The sequence below is a fragment of the Tissierella pigra genome (assembly GCF_018917845.1).
Classification (GTDB): domain Bacteria; phylum Bacillota; class Clostridia; order Tissierellales; family Tissierellaceae; genus Tissierella; species Tissierella pigra.
On record NZ_JAHLPJ010000001.1, the window covers coordinates 105,251 to 124,126 of the forward strand.

General features: G+C 29.2%; 20 protein-coding genes and 1 riboswitch. Of the genes, 13 read left to right on the forward strand and 7 right to left on the reverse strand.

Annotation, left to right across the window (positions count from 1 at the left end; genetic code table 11):
* Positions 1-4: 4 nt before the first annotated feature.
* On the reverse strand, positions 5-832 hold the full coding sequence (locus KQI41_RS00475) for a M15 family metallopeptidase (RefSeq protein WP_216584571.1): 828 nt from the start codon (positions 830-832) through the stop codon (positions 5-7).
* 223 nt (positions 833-1,055) lie between these two features.
* Here KQI41_RS00475 and KQI41_RS00480 point away from each other — a divergent pair, with 223 nt between their 5' ends.
* Positions 1,056-2,798 carry an ABC transporter ATP-binding protein gene (locus KQI41_RS00480; RefSeq protein WP_216584572.1) on the forward strand — a complete coding sequence of 581 codons (1,743 nt, stop codon included), beginning with the start codon at positions 1,056-1,058 and terminating at the stop codon, positions 2,796-2,798.
* Positions 2,788-4,611, forward strand: coding sequence for an ABC transporter ATP-binding protein (locus tag KQI41_RS00485; RefSeq protein ID WP_216584573.1), 1,824 nt, complete (start codon positions 2,788-2,790; stop codon positions 4,609-4,611). The genes KQI41_RS00480 and KQI41_RS00485 overlap by 11 nt, the downstream gene beginning before the upstream one ends.
* Positions 4,612-4,678: 67 nt before the next feature.
* On the opposite strand, the gene KQI41_RS00490 is transcribed toward KQI41_RS00485, so the two are convergent.
* Together KQI41_RS00490 and KQI41_RS00495 are read right to left on the reverse strand one after the other, a co-directional pair.
* The gene (locus KQI41_RS00490; RefSeq protein WP_154439603.1) at positions 4,679-4,882 is read right to left on the reverse strand and encodes a helix-turn-helix transcriptional regulator; all 204 of its coding nucleotides are present in this window, start codon (positions 4,880-4,882) and stop codon (positions 4,679-4,681) included.
* Complete coding sequence (locus KQI41_RS00495; RefSeq protein ID WP_216584574.1) at positions 4,863-5,297, reverse strand: hypothetical protein; 435 nt, start codon at positions 5,295-5,297, stop codon at positions 4,863-4,865. The genes KQI41_RS00490 and KQI41_RS00495 overlap by 20 nt, the downstream gene beginning before the upstream one ends.
* A gap of 265 nt (positions 5,298-5,562) precedes the next feature.
* On the opposite strand from KQI41_RS00495, the gene KQI41_RS00500 reads away from it, so the two are divergent.
* The 3 genes from KQI41_RS00500 to KQI41_RS00510 are packed head-to-tail and all read left to right on the forward strand — an operon-like array spanning position 5,563 to position 10,111.
* Positions 5,563-6,006 (forward strand): MarR family winged helix-turn-helix transcriptional regulator, encoded by a 444-nt coding sequence (locus KQI41_RS00500; RefSeq protein WP_216584575.1) that lies wholly within the window; start codon positions 5,563-5,565, stop codon positions 6,004-6,006.
* 17 nt (positions 6,007-6,023) lie between these two features.
* Complete coding sequence (locus KQI41_RS00505; protein WP_216584576.1) at positions 6,024-8,264, forward strand: ABC transporter ATP-binding protein; 2,241 nt, start codon at positions 6,024-6,026, stop codon at positions 8,262-8,264.
* Positions 8,261-10,111 (forward strand): ABC transporter ATP-binding protein, encoded by a 1,851-nt coding sequence (locus KQI41_RS00510; RefSeq protein WP_216584577.1) that lies wholly within the window; start codon positions 8,261-8,263, stop codon positions 10,109-10,111. Before KQI41_RS00505 ends, KQI41_RS00510 begins: the two co-directional genes overlap by 4 nt.
* 57 nt (positions 10,112-10,168) lie before the next feature.
* Here KQI41_RS00510 and KQI41_RS00515 read toward each other — a convergent pair whose 3' ends face one another.
* The 3 genes from KQI41_RS00515 to KQI41_RS00525 form a co-directional block, all read right to left on the reverse strand.
* Positions 10,169-11,374 carry an aspartate kinase gene (locus KQI41_RS00515; RefSeq protein WP_216584578.1) on the reverse strand — a complete coding sequence of 402 codons (1,206 nt, stop codon included), beginning with the start codon at positions 11,372-11,374 and terminating at the stop codon, positions 10,169-10,171.
* A 108-nt stretch (positions 11,375-11,482) separates the two neighbouring features.
* A riboswitch (Lysine riboswitch) is annotated at positions 11,483-11,669 on the reverse strand.
* A gap of 514 nt (positions 11,670-12,183) precedes the next feature.
* Positions 12,184-12,384, reverse strand: coding sequence for a helix-turn-helix domain-containing protein (locus KQI41_RS00520; RefSeq protein WP_154439597.1), 201 nt, complete (start codon positions 12,382-12,384; stop codon positions 12,184-12,186).
* A gap of 55 nt (positions 12,385-12,439) precedes the next feature.
* Positions 12,440-13,030 carry a 5' nucleotidase, NT5C type gene (locus KQI41_RS00525; protein WP_216584579.1) on the reverse strand — a complete coding sequence of 197 codons (591 nt, stop codon included), beginning with the start codon at positions 13,028-13,030 and terminating at the stop codon, positions 12,440-12,442.
* Positions 13,031-13,216: 186 nt separating this feature from the next.
* On the opposite strand from KQI41_RS00525, the gene KQI41_RS00530 reads away from it, so the two are divergent.
* The 8 genes from KQI41_RS00530 (at position 13,217) to KQI41_RS00565 (ending at position 18,023) form a co-directional block, all read left to right on the forward strand.
* A complete protein-coding gene (locus KQI41_RS00530; RefSeq protein WP_216584580.1) occupies positions 13,217-13,747 on the forward strand; it encodes a sigma-70 family RNA polymerase sigma factor in 531 nt (176 codons plus the stop codon).
* The gene (locus tag KQI41_RS00535) at positions 13,740-14,045 is read left to right on the forward strand and encodes a hypothetical protein (RefSeq protein ID WP_154439594.1); all 306 of its coding nucleotides are present in this window, start codon (positions 13,740-13,742) and stop codon (positions 14,043-14,045) included. The genes KQI41_RS00530 and KQI41_RS00535 overlap by 8 nt, the downstream gene beginning before the upstream one ends.
* On the forward strand, positions 14,035-14,433 hold the full coding sequence (locus KQI41_RS00540) for a hypothetical protein (RefSeq protein WP_154439593.1): 399 nt from the start codon (positions 14,035-14,037) through the stop codon (positions 14,431-14,433). The genes KQI41_RS00535 and KQI41_RS00540 overlap by 11 nt, the downstream gene beginning before the upstream one ends.
* A 146-nt stretch (positions 14,434-14,579) precedes the next feature.
* Positions 14,580-14,807 (forward strand): DUF2249 domain-containing protein, encoded by a 228-nt coding sequence (locus tag KQI41_RS00545; protein WP_216584581.1) that lies wholly within the window; start codon positions 14,580-14,582, stop codon positions 14,805-14,807.
* A gap of 133 nt (positions 14,808-14,940) precedes the next feature.
* Positions 14,941-16,182 (forward strand): hypothetical protein, encoded by a 1,242-nt coding sequence (locus KQI41_RS00550; protein WP_154439591.1) that lies wholly within the window; start codon positions 14,941-14,943, stop codon positions 16,180-16,182.
* 143 nt (positions 16,183-16,325) lie between these two features.
* Complete coding sequence (locus tag KQI41_RS00555) at positions 16,326-17,033, forward strand: LytR/AlgR family response regulator transcription factor (RefSeq protein WP_216584582.1); 708 nt, start codon at positions 16,326-16,328, stop codon at positions 17,031-17,033.
* Complete coding sequence (locus tag KQI41_RS00560; protein ID WP_154439589.1) at positions 17,024-17,656, forward strand: hypothetical protein; 633 nt, start codon at positions 17,024-17,026, stop codon at positions 17,654-17,656. Before KQI41_RS00555 ends, KQI41_RS00560 begins: the two co-directional genes overlap by 10 nt.
* A gap of 73 nt (positions 17,657-17,729) precedes the next feature.
* The gene (locus tag KQI41_RS00565; protein ID WP_154439581.1) at positions 17,730-18,023 is read left to right on the forward strand and encodes a transposase; all 294 of its coding nucleotides are present in this window, start codon (positions 17,730-17,732) and stop codon (positions 18,021-18,023) included.
* Between the two features lie 352 nt (positions 18,024-18,375).
* Here the strand turns inward: KQI41_RS00565 and KQI41_RS00570 are convergent, their stop codons facing one another.
* Positions 18,376-18,750 carry a hypothetical protein gene (locus KQI41_RS00570; protein WP_154439588.1) on the reverse strand — a complete coding sequence of 125 codons (375 nt, stop codon included), beginning with the start codon at positions 18,748-18,750 and terminating at the stop codon, positions 18,376-18,378.
* Positions 18,751-18,876 lie beyond the last annotated feature (126 nt).

An 18,876-nucleotide genomic window follows, 5' to 3' on the forward strand; every position in this document is an offset into this window, starting at 1 on the left:
GGAGTTATATAGCTCCTAGGTATTCTTCTAATGTAATATTTTTTTCAAAGATTTCTTTTGCTGTTTCTTTGCCTACATAACGAATATGCCAAGGTTCATAACTATATCCAGTTATATCTGTAGTCTCTTTTTGATAACGAATTATAAAACCAAAGTTATGTGCATTTTCCTCTAGCCACTGTCCTTCTTTAACTTGTCCAAAATTTTCTTCTAAAGCAAATCCAACATTTTGGGAAGAAACATCTATAGCAAGTCCAGTTTGATGTTCACTTTGTCCAGGATATGCCACTAAAAGATTTGCCTTTTCTGTCCCTACTTTATTTGCTTTATTTTCAAATAGCATTTTCTGCGTATTATAAGAACGGTATCCAGATATTGCAAATAGTGATATACCTTCATTATCCGCTGCATCAAATAAATCTTCTAATGCTTCAGCTGCTTCTTTTCTTAAATATTTCTTTTCTAAATTTTCTTCAAAAGGAAATCTTACATTTGGAATCACTAAATCTTCAGGTTTATAATCAGACGGAAGATTCCTCTGTTTATTAGCCAACACTAAAATATCATTTGTATTTTTTACTATAAGGTTGCCATTTTCATCTTCATAAGTAGTATTTTCCAAAAGATCAACTTTATTATCTTCTTCATTATTTATAGTAAAACCGTCTGTATCTGTACTAGCAATTATCAAATCATCTTTTTTCTCTGCAAAAGATGAGTGATAATTTTTTGAGAAAGAACCTATACTTTTATTTTTAAAAGTTGTAAAGATGTTAAAGGTAACTACACCGGCAATGCCTATAGTCACAACCCCTATTAATTTTTTCTTCATATTTATCATCCTTTGTACTTATTTTAAATTCTCTATACTTGTCCATTATATAATATTTCGATAAAAAAGTACATATTATCCTATTTTATAATCTCGGATTATATCGGGTTTAATCTTTTTCTGTCAACAGAAACTTTTAAAAAAATTAGTAGGCTAATTTAATTGTCTTTCGTGTGTCTAAGGAATATAATATAATAAAGGACTATTTATAAGGAGATAAAATATGAATATAAGTTATTTGAAAAAATATATCACAAGATATAAAAAGCAGTTCTCCATTTCCATTATTTTTTTAATCCTTGAAACAACAGGAGACTTAATCCAACCTACTATTATGTCAAAAGTAATTGATAATGGTGTAAAAAAGGGTGATATGAAATATGTATTTACTTTAGGTGGATTAATGTTTTTAATGACCTTTTTAGGAGCTATATGTGCAGTTATTAGAAATGTTTTATCATCTAGGGTAAGTCAAAGTTTCGGTGCAGATTTACGTGAGGATTTATATATTAAAATCCAAGATTTTTCCTTTGATAATGTAGATGAATTTCAAGATGCCTCTTTGATTACTAGACTTACTAATGATGTAAATCAAATGCAGAACTTTTCCCATGGAATGATGAGAATATTTGTAAAGGCACCAATTATTGGAATTGGTTCAGTAATTATGGCATTTATATTGAACGCTAAGATGGCATTTATATTGCTTAGTGTAATACCTATTATTTTTATAATAGTTTCATTGAATCTAAAAATTTCTTACCCCATATTTACTAAAGTTCAAAAATCATTAGACAAAGTAAATGGAGTTATGAGAGAGTATTTAGCAGGAATTAGAGTAGTAAAGGCCTTTAATAGATTTGATTATGAGAAAAATAGATTTAAAAATGTAAATGATGATTTGAAAAATATTACCTTAAAGGGTATGAGAATTTCTGCTGTATTTAATCCCATAGTTTCTTTGATAATCAATATATCCATTGTATTAGTCCTATGGCTAGGAGGAATAGGAGTCAATAATGGCAATATGGAAGTAGGGAAAATCATGGCTTTTGTCAACTATATGACTCAAGTCCTTTTTGCACTTATTATGATGACTAGAATACTTAATATATTTATTAAGGCAAAGGCTTCTTCAGAAAGAATAGGAGAAGTATTTTGTGCTGAAAACACCATAGTCCAAAAAGAGATTACAGAGAAGCCTAAAGAAATAAAAGGAAAGGTAGAATTTGAAAACGTATATTTTAAATATTCCACAGGAAAAAATTGTATATTAGAAGACATTAACTTTTCCATAGAACCTTCAGAAACATTGGCTATTATAGGATCTACAGGTTCAGGTAAATCATCTCTAATCAATTTACTCCCAAGATTTTATGATCCAGTTAAAGGAAAGATAAAAATAGATGGTGTAGATATAAAGGATATGGATTTAAAGGATTTAAGGAAAGAAATAGGAATAGTTCCCCAAAAAGTTTTATTATTCACAGGTACCATAGAAGAAAATATTAAATGGGGAAAAGAAGATGCTTCTTTTGAGGAAGTAGAAGAAGTTTGTAAAATAGCAGAGGCTCATGATTTTATTCTTTCATTCAGTGATGGATATGATACTTATTTAGGTCAGGGAGGAGTAAATTTATCAGGAGGGCAGAAACAAAGAATTTCCATAGCAAGAGCACTTATAAGAAAACCTAAAGTTCTAATCCTAGATGATAGTACTTCAGCAGTAGATTTAATTACAGAAAAAAGAATAAGAAAAAAACTAAAAGAATACTTAACAGACACTACAACCATATTAATTGCACAAAGAATAACATCTGTTATGGACGCGGACAAAATAATAGTTATGGATAGGGGAAAAATAGTGGGCATAGGTACTCACAAGGCCCTAATGTCTACATCAGAAGTATATAAAGATATATATAATTCACAAATAGGAAAGGAGGGGGAAAATCTTGGATCCTAGACAGCGAAGAAGAACAACGGGTATAGCAGGACCTATGAATGCAAGACTAACTGTAGAAAAGGCTAAAGATGTAAAATACACTTTAAAAAGATTGTGGGGATTTTTTAAAGAAGAAAATAAACTTCTTATTATAACATTTCTATTAATATTAGCTTCAGGTTTGTTGGGTATATTGGTTCCTTTTTTAATTGGAAAGTCTATAGATAGTATATTTCCAGGAAAAGATTTAGTAGAGTTTCAAAAGCTAAGGCTTATTTTAGTAGTATTATTATCTGTATATCTATTGGATAATTTATTTACATTTTTACAAGAGTATATTGTAGCTGGAATTGCTCAAAACATAGTATATAGACTTCGTGAAAAGTTATTTGAGAAACTTCAATCCCTTCCAATCATGTTTTTTGATATTCATACCCATGGAGAGATTATGAGTAGATTAACAAACGATATAGACAATGTAAGCACTACCATATCTCAGACTACAGTACAGCTTATGTCATCTGTTGTAAATATACTTGGCTCTTTAACTATGATGATTTATTTAAGTCCTATTATGACAGCAGCTAGTTTAATAACCATACCTATGGTATATTTTTTTACTAGATTTATAGCAAATAAAACAAAAGTGTTTTTTAAAGACCAGCAGCAAACTTTGGGACAACTAAATGGACATATTGAAGAAACCATAGCTGGAATTCATGTGGTGAAATCTTTTAATAATGAAGACAAAGTAATAGAAGAATTTAAGGCTCAAAACAATGTATTAAGAGATGTAGGTGTCAAAGCTCAAATTTGGTCTGGTTATATAATGCCAATTATGAATGTAATTAACAACTTTGGATTTGGGGTAATAGCTATATTTGGTGGATACTTAGCTGTAAAAGAAGTGATTACAGTGGGAACAATAGCTAGTTTTATTTCATATTCTAAACAATTTACTAGACCATTAAATGAATTGGCCAATACATTTAACACTTTACAGTCAGGAATAGCTGGTGCAGAAAGGGTATTTGAAATTCTAGATGAGGAAGAAGAGAGAAAGGATTTGCCTAATTCCATTGAAAAGGATAAAATCCAAGGAGAAGTAGAATTTAAAAACGTGAGATTTGAATATATAGAAGGTGAATCCGTTTTAAAGGATATATCATTTAAAGTAATCCCAGGGACAAATATAGCATTAGTAGGTCCTACGGGTGCAGGAAAAACTACTATAGTAAATCTTTTAACTGGATTCTATGATATAAATAAAGGTGAAATATTAGTAGATGGAGTAAATATTAAGGATTATAAAAAAGATAGTTTAAGAAAGATATTTGGAATGGTTCTGCAAGATACATATCTTTTTTCAGGTACTATTAAGGAAAATATAAGATATGGAAAGCTAGATGCAACAGATGAGGAAATAGAAAAAGCAGCTATTTTAGCAAGGGCAAATGAATTTATAGAGTATCTCCCTAAGGGTTATGATACATTTATAAATGAAGGAGGAACTAATTTAAGTCAAGGGCAAAGACAATTACTTGCTATATCAAGGGCAATTTTATCCAACCCTTCTATATTGATACTAGATGAAGCCACATCATCAGTAGATACAAGGACAGAATTAAAGATTCAAGAGGCAATGGTGAAATTAATGGAAAATAGAACTACATTTATAATTGCCCATAGACTTTCAACCATAAGAGATGCAGATATAATTATGGTAATAGATCATGGTGAAATAGTAGAAAAAGGAAATCATGAAGAATTACTGAAATTAAAAGGACACTATTATAATTTATATCAAAGTCAATTTGCTAATGTAAGCATATAGTAAGAATAAAAAGTAATCACTCTGCATAGCCATGCAGAGTGATTAAATACTTTAAATCACCATAAGCTCAATCTATAAATTCAAATAACTCCTCTACAGTAACACCAAATATCTTAGCAATATCCATAGCTAACTTTAAAGAAGGATTATACTTTCCATTTTCTAAATGAACAATGGTTTCACGGCGAACCCCGACTAACTCTGCCAGTTCACTTTGTTTTATATTCTTATTTTCTCTGAGTTCTTTCAAATTAGTCTTTAAGGTAGTCATCTTCTGGTCCCTTCCTATCATAGTACTGGAATAAAATTGGCTTTATTCCAGTAATTATAAGTAGTAAAATTAGAGTAAATAATCCAATAGTATCCCTAGAGAGTTCTATTTCTTTGAACATAGGTGATGCTATAAGAACAATAAGGACAAATAGTCCTATTGTAGTAATGTTGATACATATGTGATTTACTTTGCCTAGTATTCTTTCTGCTGACTCATCAGTCTTTTCATTTTTTCGTAGTAATCCAATGACGGCATAAGCTATTAATCCCAGATAATAGAGTTTTGAGATAATAGGTTCATATTGTTTAAATCCAAAGTTTTCTCGACTAGCAATATATAAAGCTAGTATTCCAAATATTATCACTGCCTGTAATGAATATTGTGTTACTAAAGAAAGTTTTTTCTTTTTCATAAAATCGCACCTCCCATGTTATATATTTATAACCTCTATGTTATAAATATATAACATTAATTATAATTAGTCAAGTATAAATGTTAATTATTTATAACATTAATTCCAAGGGATACGTAACAAACTTAAAGATATAATATTAGTTAGTTAACTAATTAATAATTAGAGTATGCTTTATAAAGATAAAATTTGAATATTGACAACTATAAGAGATAGTAGTATTATATTAATTATGTTTAGCCGACTAACTAAAGAGGAGGACAAAATGGATGTAATAAATAAGGATTCTTTATATTATATATTTTTAGAAGTTCTAAGACTTCATCACATTCGTACCCGTATGCTACTTGATGAAATAGGCATATATCCAGGACAGCCACCTTTATTATTTATTTTAAATAAAAAGGATGGTCAGAGTCAGAGAGAACTAAGTGATAAACTAATGTTAGCACCTGCAACTTTGACAGTAATGATAAAAAGAATGGAAAAATCAGGTCTGGTAATACGAAAACAAGATGATAAAGATCAAAGAGTGTCTAGAGTATATATAACTGAAGAAGGAAGAAGAATATGTAAAGATGCACTGAAGGCAACTAATGTAATTGGAGAAGAATGTTTTGGAAATTTTACAGCAGAAGAAAAAGTGATTTTAAGAAGACTATTAATGGAAATGAGAGATAATTTAAACAAAGCAAATCACAAAGAATGAAAGATTAGGAGGATAATATGCTAAAACTATATAAAGAGTTTAAACCATTTATTGTATCAATAATTATTGTAATAGCATTGCTTTTCCTTCAAGCTAGTACAGAGCTAGCCTTGCCTGATTATATGTCCAATATAGTCAATATAGGAATACAGCAAAATGGAATAGAAAATGTAGTACCAAAAGTAATTAGGGCTTCTGAATTGGAAAAAATAAATATATTTTTAAATGACGAAGAAAAGGCTTTGATAAAAAGCAGTTATGAATTAATAGAAAAAAATAATAGTCAAGAATATAATGATTACCTAAAGAAGTATCCAGTGTTAGAAGGTGAGGAACTATATTTACTAAATACTAAAGATAAAGAAATCATTGAAGAAATGAACTCTTTTCTAGGAAGACCTATGCTTATTATATGGGCAATAGAAAATGGAACTCCTGAAGGAATGGGAGCAGAAAATGAGGGTACAAATCCCTTTGCTAATTTACCAGAGGGTACAGATCCTTTCGTAGTATTGAAGAGTTTACCACAGGAACAACTGGAATTAATTAAATCTAGTGCTGAAGAACAATTTAATAACTTACCAGAAACCATGATAAATCAAGCTGCCATAAATTATATTAAAGCTGAGTATGAAAATATAGGAATTAATATAGAAAAAACTCAATCTAACTATATATTGTATATAGGGGGAATAATGTTACTTATTTCACTTATAAGTATGGCTGCGTCCATAGGAGTTGGATTTTTATCATCTAAAATCTCATCGGGAATTGGCAGAAATTTAAGAGAAAAGGTATTTAAAAAAGTAACTCAGTTTTCCAACAATGAGTTTGATGACTTTTCAACAGCTTCACTAATAACTAGAAGTACAAATGATATTCAGCAAGTACAGCAATTTAGTATGATGATGATGAGAATTATATTTTTTGCACCTATTATGGGAGTAGGTGGAATTATAAGAGCTCTTAGAACTAATACTTCTATGGCTTGGATAGTTGGAGTAGGAGTCATGGCTATTTTAACATTGGTTATAGTTTTATTTTCAGTGGTTATGCCTAAATTTAAAAAATTACAAGACCTTGTAGATAGGGTAAATCTTGTAATGAGAGAAGCACTTAATGGATTAATGGTAATTAGAGCCTTTAATACTCAAAAAGTGGAAGAAAAGAAATTTGATAAAGCCAATAATGATTTAACAAAAACAAACCTATTTGTATCAAGAGTAATGACCATGATGATGCCAACTATGATGCTTATTATGAATGGAATAATGCTTCTAATAATATGGGTAGGTGCTCATGAAATAGATAATGGAGTAATTCAAGTAGGAGATATGATGGCATTTATTCAATATACTATGCAGATTATAATGTCTTTCCTTATGATTTCCATGGTTTCAATCATACTTCCAAGAGCTTCCGTATCGGCAGGAAGAATTGCTGAAGTATTAAATAAAGATCTTGTAATTCAAGAATCTAAAAGTCCTAAAAAACTTACAAGTAGTACAAAAGGTGTTTTAGAATTTAAAAATGTTAATTTTAAATATCCAGGAGCAGAGGAATATGTATTGGAAGACATATCCTTTATAGCAAAACCTGGAGAAACTACAGCTTTTATAGGTAGTACAGGAAGTGGAAAATCAACCCTTATTAACTTAATACCTAGATTTTATGATGTTACTGATGGAAAAATCCTCGTTGATGGAATAGATATAAAAGATATGGGGATTCATGATTTAAGAGAACAAATAGGGTATGTTCCTCAAAAGGGAGTACTTTTTACTGGAACCATAGAAAGCAATTTAAAATATGGTAAAAATAAAAATGCTACAGAAAAAGATATTTTAAAAGCCATAGAAATATCTCAAGCAAAAGAGTTTATAGATACAAAAGAAGATGGAATTCTAACTGAAATATCTCAAGGAGGAACCAATGTATCTGGAGGTCAAAGACAGAGACTTTCCATAGCCAGAGCATTGACTAAGGGACCTAGAATATTTATTTTTGATGATAGTTTTTCAGCTCTTGACTTTAAAACTGATGCAGCACTACGAAAAGCCATGAGTGAAGAAGTTAAAGATAAAACTGTACTCATAGTAGCTCAAAGAATAAATACAATAATGAACGCTGAAAATATTATAGTTCTAGACGAAGGAAAAATAGTTGGAAAAGGGACTCATAGGGAATTACTTAAAAGCTGTGATGTTTACAAACAAATAGCCTTATCCCAGCTATCAGAGGAGGAATTAGCCATATGAGTGGAAAAGATATAAAAACAAATACTTCTAAAAGAAGAGGTCCCATGGGAAATGGACCAATAGGGGCAAGATTTGAGAAACCTGAAGACTTTAAAGGAACATTTTCAAAGTTATTGAATTATTTAAAGCCATATACGTTTAAACTAACCATAGTAATGATATTTGCCATAGGAAGTACGGTGTTTTCCATAGTAGGACCCAAAATTCTTGGTAAAGCTACAACTAAAATATTTGAAGGACTGGTATCTAAAGTATCTGGAGCAGGTGGAGGCATAGACTTCCAGTATATATTGAATATAGTATTCCTCTTGATTGGACTATATTTAATATCTGCAATATTCTCATATATACAAGGGTTTATAGTGACTGGAGTAGCACAAAAGGTAAGCTATAATTTAAGAAAAGAAATATCTGAAAAAGTAAATAAACTTCCCCTTAAATATTTTGATAATATAAGTCATGGAGATGTATTATCTAGGGTTACAAATGATGTAGATACTGTAAGTCAGACCTTAAATCAAAGTATGAGCCAAATAATAACTTCTGCCACTACTTTAGTAGGAGTTCTTATTATGATGTTGTCCATATCTTGGCAGATGACTATTTTAGCTATTTTAATATTGCCATTGTCCATGGGTTTAGTTATGACAATAGTTAAAAGGTCACAGAAATACTTTAAGGCTCAACAAGAAAGCTTAGGAAAAGTAAATGGACATATAGAAGAAATCTATGGCGGTCATAATATAATGAAGGCCTTTAATGCGGAAGAAGAAGCCGTTGAAGAATTTACAAAGATTAATGGAGAACTTTATAACTCTGCATGGAAATCTCAATTCCTTTCTGGAATGATGATGCCTATTATGAATTTCATAGGTAATATAGGATATGTGGCGGTATCTATTTTAGGTGGATGGTTTGCAGTTAGAAAAACCATAGAAGTAGGTGATATTCTTTCCTTTATTCAATATATAAGAAACTTTACTCAGCCTATAGCCCAAGTGGCTCAAATATCCAATGTATTACAATCAACAGTAGCTGCTGCTGAAAGAGTATTTGTATTCTTAGATGAAGAGGAGGAAGTAAAGGAATCAACTACACCTGTTAAACTAGAAGAAGTAGAAGGAAAAGTTACCTTTGAAAATGTTAAATTTGGCTATAATGAAGATAAAATAGTAATAAACGATTTTTCACAAAATATAAAACCAGGACAAAAAGTCGCCATAGTTGGACCTACTGGTGCAGGAAAAACTACCATAGTAAAATTATTAATGAGGTTTTACGACTTAAACGAAGGTAAAATTCTAATTGATGGAAATGATATAAATGATTTCACAAGAGAAGATTTAAGGAATAACTTTGGAATGGTTCTTCAAGATACATGGTTATTTAGTGGAACAATAATGGAAAATATAAAATATGGCAGATTAGATGCAACAGATGCAGAAGTAATAGAGGCTTCTAAGTCTGCCCATGCCCATAGATTTATCCAAACACTTCCCGATGGATATAATATGGTTATAAATGAAGAGGCAAACAATATATCCCAAGGACAAAAACAGCTTTTGACCATAGCAAGAGCAATACTTTCTGATCCTAAGATACTTATCTTAGATGAGGCAACATCTTCCGTAGATACAAGGACAGAGGTACTCATTCAAAAAGCTATGGAGAATCTGATGAAGGGAAGAACATCCTTTATAATTGCTCATAGACTTTCAACCATAAGAGATGCAGATTTAATTCTAGTAATGAAAGATGGAGATATAATAGAACAAGGAAGCCATGAAGAGCTTCTAAAGAAAAATGGATTCTATGCAGAACTATATAATAGTCAATTTGTAGCATAAAAAAATTCAATCTAATTTAGATAAAATTATAAGTGACCAAGGATAAAACCTTGGCACTTATAATTTAAACTCGTTGGTGATTTTAATTATTGCTTTATCTTTATCCTTAGTATTTATCGTATATGATATTCTAATTTCTGAAGTTGTAACTTGTTTAAATTCAATATTATTGGTGGCAAAAATTTCAAATATCTTTGCTGCAACTCCAGATTGAGTTCTCATGCCCAATCCTATTACTGAAATTTTGGTTATATTCTCTTCTATATCAGCTTTTATCTCTTTCATTGTTATTTTCAATTCATTAATTATATTATTTATTGATTTCTTACTGTCTTTGGGAGCAGTAAAAGAAATATTCACATATCCACCTATTGGTGCAGTTTGACTAATCATATCAATATTTATATCTCTTTCAGATAATTTACTAAATATATTAGATATTCCTCCAATACGATAAGGTACGTTATTAATTGTTACCATTAAATCACTATCACTAACAGTAAGACCTGTAATTACTTTAGATTCCATAGACTTATCATACTCCTTTATATAAGTTCCTTTAAGCTTACCAGTACTTAATGCAATATAAATAGGCACATGATATTTACATCCTATTTCAATAGCTCTAGTTGCTATGACATTAGCACCTAAACTGGACATCTCAATCATTTCATCATAACTAATATAATCTAACTTTTTTGCATTTGGATATATCCGAGGGTCAACTCCATAAATACCTTGTACATCAGTATATATTTCACAAGGACAATCTAACTTGGCTGCCAATGCAACAGCAGTGGTATCAGAACCACCTCTACCTAAGGTTGTTATGTCTCCATTATGGCTTATACCTTGAAATCCAGCTACTATGATTACTTTCCCTTCACTTAATTGTTTTTTTATGTTTTTGATATTAATATCTAAAATAGTGGACTTAGTATGTTTGTCATCAGTTGTTATACCAGCTTGGAATCCAGTTAATGCTACGGCATCTTGTCCTTTTTCCTTTAGTGCCATAGCTAAAAGAGCTGATGTAATTTGTTCTCCTGTAGATAAGAGCATATCTAATTCTCTTTCACTAGGATTTTTAGAAATTTTCTTTGTCATTTCAATAAGGTTGTTAGTAGTTTTTCCCATGGCAGAAACAACAGTAACAATATCAAAACCAGATTTTTTTCTTTCTATAATAAGATTAGCTATAGAATTAATCTTATCAATTGTCTCTACTGATGTTCCACCATATTTCTGTACTATAATGGACAATTAAATCACTTCCTCTATTTAAATTAAAAAAACAGTCATGAGTAAAAGAACTCATAACTGTTTTAGTTGCAAAGATAACAAACTAAAAAATCATATAACTTTTACCCTGTGTAATATAGCACTCTATTAGAGACTGGGTAATCAACTAATGGCAGTGATGTATCTATTAAATACATCCCCAACATATAATTCTAGGGGAAATTATACGTTTCGGCAGTTACACCTTTTTTATAGGAATAGGACTCCCTAAATCTGACCTATAATACTAATTGCAACTGCATCCTCTATATTACAACTAAAACTATGAAATTGTATTTTGAAAAGTATAGCATGTACTAGAGAAATTGTCAAATTAAGATTTTGAGATAATAGAGAATACTTTAAATTTAGGAGTTATTAATATAGATATTTCGATAATATAGATAAATTATTAGGTCTAAGATTAGGTAGAGATGACTATGATACTAAGACTTTCAGCCCTAAAGAAGAGGATTATAGAATAAAAGCACGGCTGAGGAGAAAGGTATATTTAAACACTATTTCAAAGTTATTAGATTATTTAAAGTCATATACATTGTACTAAAATCCACAGTAAGAGATGCAGATTTAATTCTAGTAATGACAGATAGAGATATAATAGAATAAGGAAGCCATGAAGAGCTTCTAAAGAAAAATGGATTCTATGCAGAACTATATAATAGTCAATTTGCAGCATAATATGGGATTATAAATATAAAAAACATTACCCCTTGATATTTTATTAAGGGGTAATTTTGCTAGTATTTTTAATCAAAATTGATTTAAGTAGTCTATGTTCTTAAAACTAATTCATCTATCTTAACACCTAAAGCTTCTGCCAGCAAAACTACCTTATTGAAAGCAGGATTCCTCTTCGTTCCTCGCTCTAGTTCTTCAATATAAGATTTAGAGATATGAGTGAAGTTTGATATATCTAATGTAGTATATCCTTTGCTGTTTCTTAGTTCTCTTACCTTCGAACCATTTAACATAAAAACCCTCCTCTAAAAGACTATATTTAATTATACTTAATATAATCTAAAACTATTACGCAATTCTAAAATCATTAAAGGATTTTTCTGCATAACCTTTTATTATGTTTTCTATTTCAAACCAGTTATTTACACGTGTAACTCTTTCTGGTATAGGTCCTTTATTATAGTTACAATCCATAAGAAGTACTTGAAATCCTGATTCTGATAATTGTATAGCATTTTCATATCTATCTTCTATAAAAATATCACAATTTAAGTCTTTAGCAGTTTTGACTTTGTTATGGGAACCCAATAAGGTCAAAGAATCCATAGGTATATTGTAGTAGGAAAGCCACATAAGGGTTACAGTTTTCATTCGTTCTTCTCTTGCAGTTACAAAATAAATTTGATGATTTTTGTATAAACTATCAAGAACCCTTTTTACACCCATTCTGATTTTAGTTTCAAGGTGTAATGTCTCCCCATATAGAGCATAGAATAATTCATAGGCTGATCTATCTATGCCCAAAACTTGGTGTATTTCATATACTGTCACATCTTCAGGTGTAATTGTAGTATTGAAATAGGTGTTTACCATAGGAATCCAGTCATAAGCTTCAGTAATAGTTCCGTCGATGTCGATACATAAATTTAACTGTTTCATCAATATCGCCTCCATATATATTGTGACTTAATTATATAATATAAATATAAAATCTCTTTTAACAACAAGTTAAGTTTAGGTAAAGAATTCTTCATAAAATGGAATTAGTAAAAAAATAAAAAATTATATTTGAAAATGAACTAATTTTAATTACAAACGTAGTAAATATATAAGGAGGGTGAGGGTTTGAAAAAAGATATAGATTTATTAGTCAATGAATATAAAACTAAAATATATACTTTTTGCTTTCATCTTTCTAAAAATAAACAAGATGCAGATGATTTGTTTCAAGATACTTGGATAAAAGTATTCTCTAGTATTGATTCCTTTGATGAAAGTAAAAGTTTTGAAGGTTGGCTATATACTATTACACTTAATTGTTATAGGGATAAATACCGAAAAGCAAAACGATGGTTAAATAGGATAATTGATTTCAACGATACAGATACAAAAAATAAGATATTGGAAAATGCTAAATCTATATTGGGATTGCCAGAAGAAGAATATTGTGAAGAAGAAGAGAAAAGAAAAGTACAACAGGCAGTAGATAAACTAGACGATAAATATAGATTGCCATTGGTACTGTATCATTTTAAATCCTTATCTTACAAGGAGATTGGAGAAATGTTAGAAATTCCAGAAGGTACTGTTAAATCTAGAATAAATACTGCAAGGAAAAAACTAAAATGTATCTTAAAGGAGGACAGATATGAATGATAAAAAAATAGAACAAATACTAGATGAAATAGGAAAAGAAGAAATTAAACCTTCACAGGACATAGTAGATGACACAATTTCATTTATAAAAAATAGAGATATTTACTTTATAATTGCAGTATCTATTATATCCTATATAGTCCTTATTTTAGGAACTACTGTATTAGGATATAACCTTGGTTTAAAAGTTACAGTTTTTCTATTATGTATAATTCATTTTATTGGTCTGATCCCAACAGTGGGAGCAATAATTATAGCAAAGAATAATAAGGAAGGAGAGTGTCATTATGAAAAGTAAAAAATTATTTCGATTTATTACTGGTTTATGGATAGGTTTTGGAGTACTTCCTCTGACTTTAATTATACTGAAGTTAGCATATGATGGAAACATATCATCTAAAGCCCTCACTCTATTTTTATTAGGTTTAGTGATAATAGGTATTATAATTGTTGGAATATGTAAATATGTATATAAAGATGCAAAAGAAAGAGGAATGGATCCTTATTTATGGATGGCAACTGCTGCCTATGTGCCTAATCTTGTAGGATTAATAGTGTATATAGTTATGAGAAAGCAGTTTAGCCCCAATATAGAAAGGTTAAGATGTGAAAGTTGCAGTACAGAAGTAAAAGGAGACTGGAAATATTGTCCTAATTGTTCCAATAAATTATCTAAATCCAAATAGTGGTAAATAACAGTAAAAGGTCTCTAATGTGGAGACCTTTTACATTCTATTTCAAAAAGATTAAGAAAAAGTTTCAATAGACATTAGACATAATATGAATATCTTAGGGTATAATTCATACTAAGTATAATATTAGGAGGAGTTGTATGTTTGTAAAAAAAGTAGATGCTAGAGAATATGAACCTAAGGATAAACATAGAGTAATTTTTGAAACCTTCGATTCCCTTAAAACAGGTGAGAAAATGGAATTAACAAATGATCATGATCCAAAACCACTACATTATCAAATGTTGGCAGAGATGGAAGGACAATTTCAATGGGAATACCTAGAGGAAGGACCAGAGGTTTGGAGGGTATCCATAGGTAAAAAATAGATGGTTGAGGGGCTGTTTCATAACTGATTAATTAGTTATGAAACAGCCCCTTTTACATTGCAAAAAAGTAAAACCAACTATATAATTGAATTACCATGTTAAATTAGCAATAGGATATATAGGTGGTGATAAAATGATAAAGGAATTGAAAGATAAGTATCTGGAACTATGGTGGAATACGGAAACAGATTTACATATGACAAATAATAAAGTATCTTTTATAAAAAAACTAGCAAATGAGAGAAAAATAGAGGGATTTAGAAAAGAACTTTTCAAAACTTTAAAGAAATATCCCAGTAAACATGAAGAAGAAATATGGAGAAAAGATGTATTTAAAAAGATAAAAGATATGGAAGTAAATATATTAAATAGTGAAGAAAGTATAATAGATTTCTTTACTAATAGTGGCTATGGAAATGTAACAGAAGATTTTATAGATGAAGTAAAAGTATTTGATCCTAAAATGGATGTATACGATATATTTCAAGCCATTAGAAATGTTTGGATTATGAATAGCATACAGATTTTATTTGATATGGAAGTAAAATTAACACCGTCTATTTTTTCCTATAGTATGTTATACCCCTATAGTGACAATTATTTAGATGATGATGGGGTGTCCAACAAAGATAAGATAGAATTCAACAAAAGATTCAGAGAATGGCTTTTGGGAAGAGAAGCTAAACCCTTAAACTTTAATGAGGAACAAATTTGCAAATTAGTAAAAAGGATAGAAGAAGACTTTAAAAGAGATACCTATAAAGAGGTGTTTCAAAGTCTATTGATTATTCATAGTGCTCAGGAAAAAAGTCTTATACAGCAAAGAGAAAAGACTCTGCCCTATGAAAAAGATATAATAGGGATTACCTTTGAGAAGGGTGGTGCCTCTGTATTGGCTGATGGATATTTAGTTAAAGGAAACTTAGAAAAAGAAGAGGCTGAATTTATGTTTTGCTATGGAGTATTTCTTCAAATAATAGATGATTTACAAGATATAGAGGAGGACTACAATAATAAACACATGACTATATTTTCTCAAATAGATGGAAAATATCCTTTAGATAGAATTATAAATAAATTAATAAACTTTATTGATGAGTTTTTTCGTAGGGAGATTATTTTTACTTCTGGAAAATCAGAGAAGTTAAAGAAAATAATACAAAATTGCTCTAAAATCATGATATTTGAAGCCATATCTAAAAATAAAAAAAGATTTACTAGAGAATATATAAAATTAGTAGAATCTCGCTCAATAGTTAGATTTTCCTATTTCAAAAAGATTAAGAAAAGGTTTCAAAAAACATTTTCAGAAGAGGATATTATTAGGATTTGTAATATATTAAGTAATAGTGAACTAGGTATAAATATAAAATAACAATAAAATCTGAACTATTAACATAGTTCGGATTTTATTGTTATTTTTTCTTAAAACTAGACAATAACTTTCGCTTCATTATGGGTAATAAATATGGTAGGATAAAAGAAAAATATATAGTCTAACAATAAGAGGTGATTTAGATGTCTAGCATATTGATTGTTGAAGATGAACCTATAATTGCCAATGGATTGGCAGCGATGATTAACTCTATAGACAGCAAAATAAATATTACCATAACTGGCTATGCCAAAGAAGCTCTAAGATATGCAGAGGATATTAATTATGATATATTTTTACTAGATATTCAACTGAAAGATTATTCGGGATTTGAATTGGCTAAAGAAATACGAAATATTGACAATTATAAACTAACCCCAATTGTATTTATAACTGCTGTACCAACTAGAGAGTTAATGGCATTTAAAGAAATACATTGCTATGACTATATTGTAAAACCTTTTAAAGAAGAAACAGTGAAAACTATTTTAGAAACCATAATCAATTATGGAGTAGTAAAAGAACAGGAGGTGTATTTAAAGTTAAAGCAAAAAGAATATACTTACTTTGTAAAACAAGATGAAATCATTTATATTGAGTCACAAAGTAGAAAGATATTTGTTACAACAATAAGAGAGCAAATAGAATTATCTACATATACTTTAAGCCAATTATTGAAGGAGCTAAATCCTAATTTTATACAATGTCATAAGGGATATACAATTAATGTCAATTATATTGAAAAAGTTGATAAGGCTAATAATGATATTTATATGAAAGGTGCGGAATTTCCCGTTTCCATTGGCAGAAAGTATAGGGATTTCATAAGAGGTAATTTAAAATGGGATTAGTGGGACTATTTATAATGGCTATATTTGATTTTACAAGTTTAATTATAATATCAAGAAAGATAATCGGATCAACAAAAAATAATAAGAAAAAGATTATGATAATTATTCTAATAACTTCAGTATTAATGGGATTATCTAGGAGATATTTACCTTGTAAATATAATATTCTAATAGCACTGGTTTTAATTATGGCTATTATATTTATATTATATAAGCAAGATATGAGACAAACCATCTACATAAGTATAATTTGTATAATAATTATTTTATTGATTCAATTTATGGTTGTAGGTATATTGCAAATTTTATTTATAGATATAAAAGTAAACTTTATAAATGGAATTATTGCTCAAATTATGGGGTTCTCAGGTGTTATTTTAGTAAGCAGATATATACCCCTCAATTATCTATATAGATATGTTCTTATGAATAATAAGGTATTTAAGTATATAATATTAAATATATTTGTCATATTAGTAGCTATATTATTATACTGGAACATAGATATTAATGGTGCTTTAAAGAATATAGTTACCATAGCCACAATTTCTTTAGGAATTATATATGTTAACTTTGTTTTAATAAAGAATGGGCTTAAAAATGAGTATGTGATGATAGAATAAAAAACGGAGAACATAAATATGATATATCCTTGAATCTGGTATAATAATTATAACAGATAAGGAGAGGTTATTTATGGGAACAAAAAAACATTACACTAAAGAATTTAAACAAGATGCAGTTAATTATTATTATTCATCTGGGAAATCAATCAAAGCAGTAGCAGAAGATCTAAAAATTAGTGCTACAGGTCTTAATAACTGGATTCAAAACTCCAAAATGAATGATGGAGTAGTAAATCATAGAGGCTCTGGTAATTACTCATCAGACGCAGAAAAAGAAATTGCAAAACTAAAAAAAGAACTTAGAGACAAAGAGGATGCACTTGAAATACTAAAAAAGGCCATAGGCATACTGAACAAAGATTAACTGAAGGAATATATAAAGAAGTAAAAAACCTATCTAAAGAACGCCGAATTTCAGTTAACAGTGTGCTTAAAATACTAGGCGTTTAAAGCTTCTATTTGTCTTTGAGGATTTTGATCCTTACTAGAAACCCTTATATATCCAAATATCATTTTAACACCTCCTAGTGTCCTTTTTGGGTGGTTAAAATCAAGAGTACACTTTTAATAAGATTATAACTCAAAAAGGCATAGAAAACTATATATTTTTAAAAAAAATAAGTGTACTCAATAGGGTACACTCAAAAAGGACGATAGTATTAATAATATCATGATAAAAATTAAAGGCATAATAATTGCCATCTTTTAACATAGATTTATTTTAAAGCACCTGCTTCTTTTAGAATGTTATGAACCATAGCTTGGCTTAAACCAGTGATATCACCTATTGCTGTTTGTGTTGTTCCTTTAGCATAAAGCTCTATAACATAATTGTCACGTAACTCTTTATCAGTTATATTTGTATTTGTAAAGGTTGCTATTTGGCCTATAGGGTTAAAATTCATTTTAATTGTTGAAACTGTTCCCTCCTGATGCTTAATTGCATGAATTGTATTTTTATTAAAATCAACAGTCATTTTAGCAACATTACCTGACTGAATAATTTTTTCAATATTCTCTATTAAATTATTTTCAATAATTTTAGACCTATCATTTTCAATTCTATATGGAACAATTTTTTCCTTATTCATTTTATAACCTCCAAGTTTTATAAGTGATATAAATTATATCACTTATATCAATAAATGCAATATTTATTTTTAATTTTGAAAATATTTACCTTAATAGATTTTTTCAAAAGGTCACTGAATATTTAA